Source organism: Rhizobium sp. AC27/96, assembly GCF_001692325.1.
In the GTDB taxonomy this organism is placed as follows: Bacteria; Pseudomonadota; Alphaproteobacteria; order Rhizobiales; family Rhizobiaceae; genus Rhizobium.
Genome location: NZ_LXKN01000050.1, coordinates 1 through 10,206 on the forward strand (window position 1 = coordinate 1; position 10,206 = coordinate 10,206).

The 10,206-nt window shown below is 58.0% G+C and carries 9 protein-coding genes; 2 read left to right on the forward strand and 7 right to left on the reverse strand.

Annotated features, from left to right (window positions below; genetic code table 11):
- Positions 1 to 226 precede the first annotated feature (226 nt).
- Entirely contained in the window at positions 227 to 1,279 is a 1,053-nt protein-coding gene (locus A6U86_RS27570; RefSeq protein ID WP_068398033.1) for a helix-turn-helix domain-containing protein, read from the forward strand.
- 42 nt (positions 1,280 to 1,321) lie between these two features.
- On the opposite strand, the gene A6U86_RS27575 is transcribed toward A6U86_RS27570, so the two are convergent.
- Genes A6U86_RS27575 through A6U86_RS27585 form a run of 3 tightly spaced genes read right to left on the reverse strand, consistent with a single transcriptional unit; the run spans position 1,322 to position 5,669 of the window.
- Positions 1,322 to 3,235, reverse strand: a complete 1,914-nt coding sequence (locus A6U86_RS27575; protein ID WP_068398052.1) for a DUF4344 domain-containing metallopeptidase — start codon at positions 3,233 to 3,235, stop codon at positions 1,322 to 1,324.
- 58 nt (positions 3,236 to 3,293) lie between these two features.
- The gene (locus A6U86_RS27580) at positions 3,294 to 4,319 is read right to left on the reverse strand and encodes a DUF4424 family protein (RefSeq protein WP_068398037.1); all 1,026 of its coding nucleotides are present in this window, start codon (positions 4,317 to 4,319) and stop codon (positions 3,294 to 3,296) included.
- Between the two features lie 51 nt (positions 4,320 to 4,370).
- Positions 4,371 to 5,669 carry a hypothetical protein gene (locus A6U86_RS27585; protein ID WP_068398039.1) on the reverse strand — a complete coding sequence of 433 codons (1,299 nt, stop codon included), beginning with the start codon at positions 5,667 to 5,669 and terminating at the stop codon, positions 4,371 to 4,373.
- Positions 5,670 to 6,208: 539 nt separating this feature from the next.
- On the opposite strand from A6U86_RS27585, the gene A6U86_RS35725 reads away from it, so the two are divergent.
- Positions 6,209 to 7,291, forward strand: coding sequence for a lysozyme inhibitor LprI family protein (locus tag A6U86_RS35725; protein WP_198929100.1), 1,083 nt, complete (start codon positions 6,209 to 6,211; stop codon positions 7,289 to 7,291).
- A gap of 34 nt (positions 7,292 to 7,325) precedes the next feature.
- Here the strand turns inward: A6U86_RS35725 and A6U86_RS27595 are convergent, their stop codons facing one another.
- From A6U86_RS27595 to A6U86_RS35960, 4 genes are all read right to left on the reverse strand, one after another.
- On the reverse strand, positions 7,326 to 7,793 hold the full coding sequence (locus tag A6U86_RS27595) for a hypothetical protein (RefSeq protein WP_068398042.1): 468 nt from the start codon (positions 7,791 to 7,793) through the stop codon (positions 7,326 to 7,328).
- Positions 7,783 to 8,172 (reverse strand): lysozyme inhibitor LprI family protein, encoded by a 390-nt coding sequence (locus tag A6U86_RS27600; RefSeq protein ID WP_141683827.1) that lies wholly within the window; start codon positions 8,170 to 8,172, stop codon positions 7,783 to 7,785. The genes A6U86_RS27595 and A6U86_RS27600 overlap by 11 nt, the downstream gene beginning before the upstream one ends.
- A 29-nt stretch (positions 8,173 to 8,201) precedes the next feature.
- Positions 8,202 to 9,035 carry a lysozyme inhibitor LprI family protein gene (locus A6U86_RS27605; protein WP_068398048.1) on the reverse strand — a complete coding sequence of 278 codons (834 nt, stop codon included), beginning with the start codon at positions 9,033 to 9,035 and terminating at the stop codon, positions 8,202 to 8,204.
- A gap of 840 nt (positions 9,036 to 9,875) precedes the next feature.
- The coding region (locus tag A6U86_RS35960; RefSeq protein WP_244510119.1) for a type II toxin-antitoxin system RelE/ParE family toxin at positions 9,876 to 10,206 on the reverse strand (331 nt) is incomplete at its 5' end.

Here is a 10,206-nt window from a genome sequence, read left to right on the forward strand (position 1 = left end):
CACCGCGTCAATCCTCATGATTCTGCTTGATGGCGCGACAATCGATGCTCGTGCCTTTCGCGATCCGACCGTGGCAACAAGGGCGTGGGATGCTGCGGAGACGATTATAAGGCAGGAAGTAGCGGCGGCCGCACCAAAGCCGGTGCGGCACGGATGATGAACTGGGACGATCGCAGACTTCATCGCGATCGTTCCCTCAGCATTTTAGGCAGCGGACAAAAGAAGCATGGCGCAAACATCCTCGACCCCCATATTCAATTTTTCCACTCTCGACTTTCCAGAAAAAGACCGATTTCACGCCTGGGTGAAGGACAATCACTGTGATTGCAGATTGCGGGATGGTGATCCTCTAGCCTTCAATGCGCGAGCAACCGGCGCGTCTCTCGGCCCGCTTATTCTATCCGGTAGAAAGTGGCTTAATCAGCAGGGGACTTCTGCATATGAAGTTCACCGAACACAACGGCATATCCGGACCGACGGTCATGATTTCTTTCGGTTCACGCTGGTCGTGAGCGGTCGATTTCTCTGCCGATGGACCAGTCCCCAATCCATCAAGACGGCCGGCGATCTGTTTGTTCTCGATGCTGCCCAAATCAACGAATCCGTGGTGGAGGCTGGCGATGTGATTTCCCTGGTGGTGCCGAGGGATCTCCTCCCAAGCCAGACGGAGCTCTTGCATGGATATACGCTGGCAACTGGCATAGGTCGTCTTATCGCAGACCATATGCTTTCGTTGTTCCAGAACCTTGCAAATCTGGGCGTGCACGAGATCCCCTATGTCGTCCAATCGACCCTTCAGCTCTTGGCGGCTGCGGTCTCTTCGACGCCGGATGTGCTCGCTGAGGCCGGTAGCCCTATTCGGGATATGCTGCGTAGCCGAATCCTGCGCCATATCGATGCGCATTTGCTGGATGCCAATCTCACGCCTGACGGCATTTGCCGAGATGTCGGGCTGTCGCGTGCAAAACTCTATCAGTTGTTCGAAGGCAGTGGCGGTGTCATGCGCCAAATACAGCGTAAGAGATTGCGTCGTGCCTATCAGATGCTGGCAGATCCCAACCGTCCGCAGCCGCATATCGCCGAGGTCGCCTGGCGCCACGGCTTTTCGAACGAGAAGTACTTCTTCCGCCTATTCAAAGCCGAGTTTGGCCACACGCCCGGTGAGACCCTGGAGAACATTCGCGCCTCTGTGTTGGAGCAGGCTGTTCCTCAGAGCCGTCCCGAAGATGCCAATCTGCCCTCGGGCTGGACGTTGCCTTTCGGCACGCCCGATCGTTGAGACTATCGGGGGGCCGGTCGCATAGGACATTCCATCATCCGTTCATTTCGCGAACGGATTGCTGTTTTTGTCCCACTCAAGAGGGTTGCCGCCCGCTGCCGACTGCGGGGCCAGCGCATTCTGTTGACTGGCGCCATTTCCGCCATCACTGTCTGATTTCGGCTGGAACCTGGGCGAGAAGTGCGGCAAGAGCAGCCGCGCCCAGGAACGATTGATCTTGGCGGCTTCGTCGGGACAGCGCGCGGCGCGCTCCTTGGGCAACATCCCGTTGTCAACGATTGCTCCATTATCTTGCGGATCGAGCCCGTAGACCATGCAGAGCAGATTGAAATAGCGTTGTGCGTCGAGCGAATGTTCGTCAGCGAACGATGCGACGTCCGGGCTTCCAGACGACTGGCTGTTAACCTTGAACCAGACGGATGCCAGTTGCAGGACACGCGCGATGTCGTTCTTGTTTTCGCTGTCGTCCACATGTGCGAGCAGCATGACCGAGGCGAGCTGATCGACCGAATCCTCTTCGCGTCCAACGGCGGGAAGATCCAGCAGATCGATCAGTGCATGTCCGGACTCATGCAGGAGAATGAAGCGGAGATTGTCGCGCACGAATTCGATCGTCAATGCCTTGGGGTCGGAGGCGCCCTTCGAGAGCGCCTGACCCATTTGCAACAGGCTGTCGATCATCTCGTAACAAAGGAAGACGGCGCCGTTCTTCTTGTCATAGAACGCGTTGATCGTGTTGCATTGCCGGGTGACGTAATGCAGGGGACGCGGCGTCACGAAGAGACCGTCGAGGCCGTCGATTTCCGGAATATTCAGGAATAGATGGGTGTCGACGGCCCACTGGTAGGCATAGTTGAACTTGGAGTCTTCCGGCGGGAAATAGTGATAGACGAAACGCAATCCCTTGCCATCCGACGTGACGAGCGAACCATCCGTAGGCGGCGGAAGCGCGCCCTCCTTCTGCTCCGTCAGACCATCTTTGTCGCTGGATTGGGAAGTCTGATTACCAGCCTGACCATCATTCTGTTGGGATTGTGCCTGCGTATCGGCTGGCTGACCTCCCGAACCGCTGCCGCTTGCGGGGCCGTTGTCGCCTGAGGATGCGCCCTGGCCGTCGGCGCCGGCGAGATTGGCAAGCTGTACCAGGGTCGGATAGCTCGGATCGCTGTCGGCCGAATTATCGCCAAAAGGGTAGAAGCTGTTGGAGATGAGTACTGAAATGTTGTCGACGACCTTGCTGGCTTCGTTTGCGGTCCAGCTCAGGTCGTAACCACGTATGTCGTTGCCCTTTTGCTCGAAGCGTGAATAGAATTTTCGATCTCCCGCCGTACCCGACAGGATAAACCAGTTCGGCCGCTTGAGCTGATAGGTGACCGTGCTGCCCTGCTCATTGGAAAGGCTCTTGAACAGCGCGTCGATGTGGCCCGGACCGGAATTTGGAAAATGCGCAGTCTTCAGGGTGAGCGCGCCGTCAGCGGTTTGAAGGGTTTCGCCGCCGAGCGTGTTGTCCTGCCGTTCCGTGAGCAGCGCTGCTGGATAAGAGATGGTTACGCCGGCCTTGGAGTCGTCCAGAGGGCGCCACTGCAGTTGCTTGCGCAAGTCGAGGGCCGCGCCGCCCAGTTCCAGGGTATCCCGGGCAGAAAGCTTGCCAGTTGAAGGTCGCTTGTGATCGCCCTGATAGCTTGCAATGGCATTGCGGCTGCTCTGCCCGAAAGAGCCGTCTGCAAAGCCGTTGTAGTAGCCAAGCACAATCAGCCCTTCCTGGCTAAGGCGCTTCTCCCAGATGTTCAGCGCGCTCTCGATCGAATCCGAGCTGTTGAGATCGAGTTGAGATGTGCTCTGGTTCGAGGTCTGCGCAAGCGCAGGCCGGACCGAAGCAGCGAACGGAAGAGCAAGAAGAAAAGCCAGAGCGACGATTGCGTTCCTGGAAGAGTAGCGCTTCGGGGTGAAGTTCATTTTGCGCGGGCTCCGGTTCTCGGGATGGATGGCCAAAGGGATGGGGAGGGCGCCGACATCATTCAACCGGCACGGTTTTCAGCAGCAGCACGTCAATATCGCGATCGGGCTTGTAGTTCTTGATATCGAGCTCGAACTGGGTCGGACTGATCTTCTTCACGCCACTGCCGCAGAAAGAGACCAGCGTCTTTGGATCGCCCTTATCGACAATCAGCTTGAAATCGCCGATCGGTCCTGCCCAATTGCCGCCGGACGTGATGACATAGGACAGATATTGCTCGAAAGCCTGGAACGTCGTTGCGTTGTCATCAGCGACCTTTTTATAGAGGCCGCGCGCCGCTTTCATGAAGGCTTCGTCGGTGCAGAACCGCTCGCGATAGAACTTTAGCTGATCCTCACCCATATCTGGCGAGCCAAGCGACAGCGAGGATTGACTGCCGACGACCGGTACATAGGTCTGTTGGACGATCAAATCCTTCCCTCTGGGAAAGGTCTGGTTCCGCCAATATTTCGATTTCAGCGTCCAGAGCGGATAAAGGGTTGTTGCCTCTCCGTTGTCGTCGCTTCCGCCCGAATCAAGGATATTCGCGTCCACTAGGTCCTTGCGCTGCGCAGCCGTGAGGCGAGTGATCGCCGCATTGGTGGCCTCGGAAGTCGGCACCAGGGGGATATGCAGGGCCTTGAGCTTGTCGGTGATTTCCACATCGGGCTTGCCATCGGCCGTCAGAAACGCCCGCTGCTCGAGCTGCGAGCGAGCGGGTTGACCATCGACAATGGTCTGGAATTTCATGAAATTATCGCTTGCCGGGTCGGGAACAACGGTGGTCGAGTTGGAGCCGCCGCCTGGAAATGCCGGCATTGGGAAGGCAATGGTCGTCGAATAGTCCGCGTCTGTCAGGTTGCGGAAGCGGTAGGAGATTCGGATACCGGTTGTGGAGAGATACAGCTCCTCTGAGACGAGCGCGATCTTGTCCGTCTTCTGAAGGACGAGGCCACCGGCTCCCAAGGTCGCCGAGCTGTCATCGGCGAGAGCGGGAGTGCACAGGAGCAAGAGGGCTCCACAGGCGAACGGGGTAAAGCGCATTCTGGTTCTCTCCGGATGGGGCAAGTGCCGGGTTGGCTTCTGTGGGGTGCTTCAGGATCCGCTCTTGCGATAGGCTAGACCGTCGAATGTGTAGATCTCGCCAGACTTGGGGTTCCTGGCATCACCATTGACGAACATATCGTGGAACTCGCCATGCAGGCCGCTCTCGGCTTTTACCGCGTGACGGAAGGCGCTGAAGACCATGTGTGCCTTGCCTGTGGGTGCAACGGATACGATCCACACCGGCCCCGTCCCTCCGCCCGCGTCACAGCGGTTCGAGGTCGTCACGAACCAGGTCTTGCTGGTCGCCGACAGCGACGGCAACATCTCCCTTCCGATCAGCTTGCAGATCGGTGGATAGTTGGAATCGTGTTTGATGGCCTCGGTGACGTCAGGAGAAGGCGGAACCATTCCGATATCGTCGATCGACCAGACGCCCGGCGAACCGGTACCGGCAGCGGGTGGGGGCGGGGCGGCATCAGTCGCAGGTAAAGGCGTCCCGTTCTTGGCTATGACATTGCCGGCAAGCTCGAAGCCGGTGATGATCTCCTCTGGCACACTTCCAGCCTCGAGCACGAATTTACCCGCCTGCGAACGCCAGATGGCGACGCTCGTTTGTTCATCGCCCCCGCCGGCACTTCTCGTATAGGTGACGCGCACGCGATCGGGTTGCGGCAATCCGGTTTCGACCCTACTCGTTACGGTCACGGCTTTGCTGTCGTCTTCTTCTGCGCCGCTATTGCTCCAGCCGGTCGGAACCATGCCGAGGGAGACGACGCTGCCGTTGCGGAACACGTAAAAGTCGGTCAAATCATTGGAATAGCCCTGCTGAGATATTCCCCCGTTCACCATCATACCGTCATCGGCTCCGAAATGAGCCGCATTGATATCGCCGACATTTCCCAAAGCGCCATTGCTCTCGGCGAAATCGCGCTTAACCGTGACGAGCCGCAGCGCACTTCCCGACTCCCGGAAGAAATAGGCCGACAGACTGGAGCCCTGATCGAGCCCACTTTCGCCCGGCTCTGTCGCAATTGCTGTGATCAGGACTCGACTGCCGGTGAACGTCATAAGAGCCGCAAGCGAGATGCATTTTTCAGAAGAGCCTTCGGCGCGAAAGTGTGCGTTTTCCCCGAAGGCAAGGGTCTCTGCCATGCGCATGTCGGTGTTGTTTGCGAGCATGTCGCGGACATCCTCGCACAACAGGGCCGGGGCTTTGCTTGGATGGTCATCACCCGATGCGCCGCGAGCCGCCACTCCCCATAGACCGATCATGGCGGAAAGCGCCATGCCGGCGGTGATGGGCAGCAAAGCTATAAGGCGATATTTGCCGCAGTTCGTTTCCGTCATTGGTCCACGCATCCGTCACCAATGCACAGAACCGTCCTATTCATCACGCCCATATCGCTGGGCGCGATCTCAAGAGGTAAGCCCGTCATTCGTTCCCTCTCATTCCAACGCTGTCAGCATACTCCAGCCCGCAGGCAAATTCTCCGACCGCGCGATGGACTCCGATTGTCTGGGAGCGAGGCTCAAGTTGAGCGACTTGCCAGGATCCCCGGACAGTTGTGAGGCCTGCCCAGTCACGGCATCGCCGGCATCAAGACGCAGCACCGACAAGGCGTTTATCAGAGCGTATTCGCGGTACCGATATCTTTGCGTCTGCCATAAGTGTACATCCGTCTATATTTTCCAAAGCCGTCTTTGCGGCTGGCCGGCAACTCTCGCGTGCCATAAATGAGCCGAGACGAATTGACTGTGTGAGATCAAAACCGGATCGCCGCGCATTCGAGCCCTAAATGTATGAGTGGGCTTGCATTCGCGATGAGTATGGAGGATCGGAGCGAGCCCAACCCATGAACGCCTTATCTCGTTGAAAGGATATCAGCATGAATGTTTGGCGTGGAGCCCTTTGCCGCCTGTCTTTATCCGTTCTGGCGTTATCGATTCCGACGCTTGTCTGGGCGGCCGAGCAAAAGACTGATTGCTTCGGCTTCGAGGCAGTGGATGACGATCCACTCGCAGTCCAGCTTTATGAGATCAAGCCAGGGGATAAGGTCGAGGTTCAGTGCCCGGAAAAATCGGTGTTCTGCAACAAGGGCGCCTTTCTGTTGCCAGGCGATCAGGTCGCTGTAAGCCGGGTTGAAGGCGACCGTGCCTGCGCCGAATATCTCAATCCCGCGAAACGACCCGAGAATGATGAAACTGCCGGCTGGTTGCCGCTGGCACGGCTTGCCCCAGTATCGCCGGCGCCCAACTGGGTCGGACGATGGGGTGACAGCGAAACGACGATCATCGCCAAGCAAAAAGGCGATAAGATCCGCATCGACGCCAAAGCCAATCTGCAATTCGGCAATGGTGAGGAAGGAGGACAGTTTGCCGCCCTCGTCGACGGAAAACAGTCTCAAGTCAAATTTGGCTACCAATCTGGCGACGGCGGCAAGCCGGAAAAGCTTCTTCCCTATCAGGACAAGACGATTCCTGGTCTCTGCCAGGTCAAGATGGCGCAACTCGGACGCTATCTTGTCGTCGGCGACAATCACATGTGCGGCGGTATCAACGTCAGTTTTTCCAGGGTCTATCGCCGGGTCGATGAGACGGCCACAGCAGATAAAACTGGAGTCTCGAAATCGTCTGCAGTGCAGAAACAGATCAATGCGCTACGCCCGTCCGACAAGGCCTGTCTCGACAGATCCGAAGGCGTTACCGTCGCCATGCGGGACTGCGCCGGCGCGGAGCATACATATCAGGATGATCGTCTCAATCGAGCGTACCGTGCGCTACGGGCAAAGCTCGATCAGGTCAGCGCAAAGCAACTGCGTGACGAACAGCGGAGTTGGATTGCCGAACGCGACAAGCAATGTGCTGTAGACAGCGACGGCGGCACAGCCGCCTTGGTCGTGGCCGACGATTGCTCGGTGCAGACGACGGCCAAACGCGCCGCGGAGCTTGAGAGCCGGCTTCCGCGATAAGGGAGATCGAGGTGATCCATGATGAGCCGGCCCATTACGGGGCTGGCGCAATCCCCGGCAGCGCGTAGCCGCGATCGAGCATTCCATCGAAGGCCGCGCCGTGACAGGCCATTGAATAACGCTCCCAGGTGTAGTTCGTGATGATGGAGTGTCGCTCGGGATCCGTGTGCCGAAACTCGTACCCTACTTCCGCCTCGTAGGTGGCCTGTTCACCTCCGTCTTGCAACACGCCTTTCGTATAAACCAGAACCTGGCGTGTCCCGCCAGCAGGGTTTGCGACAGGCGTGGGCATGGCCATCGCGCTCAGTTGCTGATGTGTGGCTTCCAGATAGGCCACGCATGCCGCGAAATTTGCGAAGGGGCCGGCCGAAATAGGCTCGGCCGGGAGCGATCCGCTTGCCAGGGCCGTACCGGTCGCGAGAAGGATGCCCACAAGAGCGGTGCCGAGCATAGCGGCTGGGCGGCCGCTGACGATCATCCCGCTTGCTCTTTCATTGGTCATCGGGATCGAGAGCCTCCGCCCAATTCTTTCGCATCTCGGCAAGACGGCCTGTGTAGGCCGACTTGAGGCATTGGACATCCTTGCAGGCGTCCCTTACTGTCTCCCGCCAATGCTTTTGCTCCTTGCCGGCGGGATCGATCACCTGGCCCGTCTCGCCGTCGTGGCCGGCGGTTTCGCCTTCGATCTTGTCGAACAACGCATTCATCTCGTCGTCGAGCTTCGATATGTGAGAATCCGTACAGATCAACTTCTCCACGTGGCTTTTGGCGTATTTGCAATTGAAACCGGCTGCCTGCACTTGGTTCGTGAAGGCCGACAGCATGCAAAGACCCACAGACATCGCCAGCAGGCGATTGGGAGCCGATCGTCCTAAGTTCATTGTCTTGCCTCGCTGTTGGAAAAAGCAGCTCATTGCACGGGCGGATAGGTTGGGCTGGTCAGGCATTGGTCGAACCAGGTTGCGTCGGATTCCTCGAGCGGCCATGCGCCTTCGACATCCAGCTTGGGGAAATCGGTCTTCAGCGCTGGAAGGTGTTGGTCCGCGCCGGGATCCCGCGTCCAGCCCGTTTTCTGGCTGTCACCACAGATATCCCCCGATTGATCGCTGCAAATGGCCGAAGCCTTGGCCTTGTCGCCTTCGATGGTGCTGACGGTGTAATATTCATAGAGCGACCAGGTCGCCCATTCGGTGCTGAGGCTGCAAAGCCTGTCCTTGTTGCGGACATGCATGGCGCCGTAGCACTGATAGGAGTAGCTCGACTGGTCCTTGTCGTTGGGAATGAACTCGCAGCGCGTATCGAAGCCGGCGAACGCGCCGCCCGTATACTTCGCAAGAAAGCGCCTCTGCTCTTGAGCCTGCGCGACAAGCCCTTTGTCCGATCGGTCGCTCAGTCGAGCGGTGCGTGCCGTCGTGGCGCGGCGTATCTCGCTGACGGGTATGGCGGCTCCATCCGAGCCACCGCCGAGGCCCTCGTTGCGCGCGGCAATCCAGCGGCGTTGGCTATTGACCAGCATGGCACGGACTTCAGGATCCGGCACCGTTTTGAGGAGGGCCGCATAGGCCTGTCCCATGGCTATGTCGGCCGCCTTTAGCCCCGCATTGCCGCAAATTTTCTTGTCGATAGGGTCGATCGCCTTGGTGCAGTCGATGGCAAAGGCCGGCGTTGCAATGCCCAATCCGAGGAACGTTACCAGGCCAGCGATCGTCAGCTGGGTTCTTGCCGTGAATTGATGGCCGGACATAGGGATGCGTGCTCCTCTGTTTCTTCCGCCACATGATGTGGCTGGGTGATATCGCGCCCTCGCCAGACCGAGGCGGTTGTTGAAAGCACCATCACGGTCTTGGCGCTGTTCGCAAATAGCTCGATATCGTTGTTGGTTGTACGAGATTTCGGAAATATGAACGTCCGTGCACTTGTAATGGACGATACTGCACCACCCCGCCTACCGGGGAGGCATCATGAAGGTTAGGCAAGATCCCGCACAGTGTAGGCGAGCGCCATGCATGCCTGCATCGCCCAGCAGGCATGACAAGCGTGGCCCTGACCAAAGCCAGCCGTCGAGTGGCTCGCCGTTATTTTCCATCTGGCTTGCTTTCACGCAACGTATCGCTGAGCCCGATTCGGGCCGTGCCGATCAGTTGTTCTGTCGGCAAACGGGCAGTATCCGTTCGTTGCATGCGGATGTGGGCGGCTCTCGCCTCAGATGTTCGAGATACCGAAGGAGTAGTAGGCTGCGGAAGTTATTTGATCCGCCAATTCCTGCAAGAAATCAGTTGAATTTGTTGGTTCTGAAAACGGCTTTTTCTCGAGCGATTTCAATCTCCTTTGAGAAGGAGGATTCGTTATCCTTCTGAAGTCAATGGCTTATTTGTGCGCCAGCGCAAGATGCGTCCGAGGTTCCAAACTCATCAAGACCTCCGCCTCTCAAACGCACACCGGCAACTCGCCATGGATGCCCGATGATTATTGAAGTCGGCTTGGGTTGCATCACGTGTCTGGAGATGCTGAGGCTTCGGACACAAACAGTGATCTCGCTCCCCTAAGAGCTCATCGGTAATGTCCATGCCTCGTGCGAAAACGCCTAGAATGATGACTTCTTCTTCGCGTACCGCAAACGCCACGCTGACACTGCGTCGGTAACCGATAATGCGCAGTTAGGGATGGAGCTTTCTCGCACAGTGCCGCGTTCTGGGAACGTTTCGAGTGCCTCGATGAAGGTGATCACTTCGTCCAGAAAGTTGCTGGCGGTGCGAGTGCCTGCGTCGCGAGAGATTTCGGTAAAGAGGTTGTCGAGCTCCGCCTCCGCCTTGGGATGAACCGCGCCGAGTTTGCCGGAGGCCATTTCGTTTAAGTTATGCGGCCCAGGCTGGTGCGCCCAGCATGGCGTAATACTGCTCCTCGGCTTCGGCCGG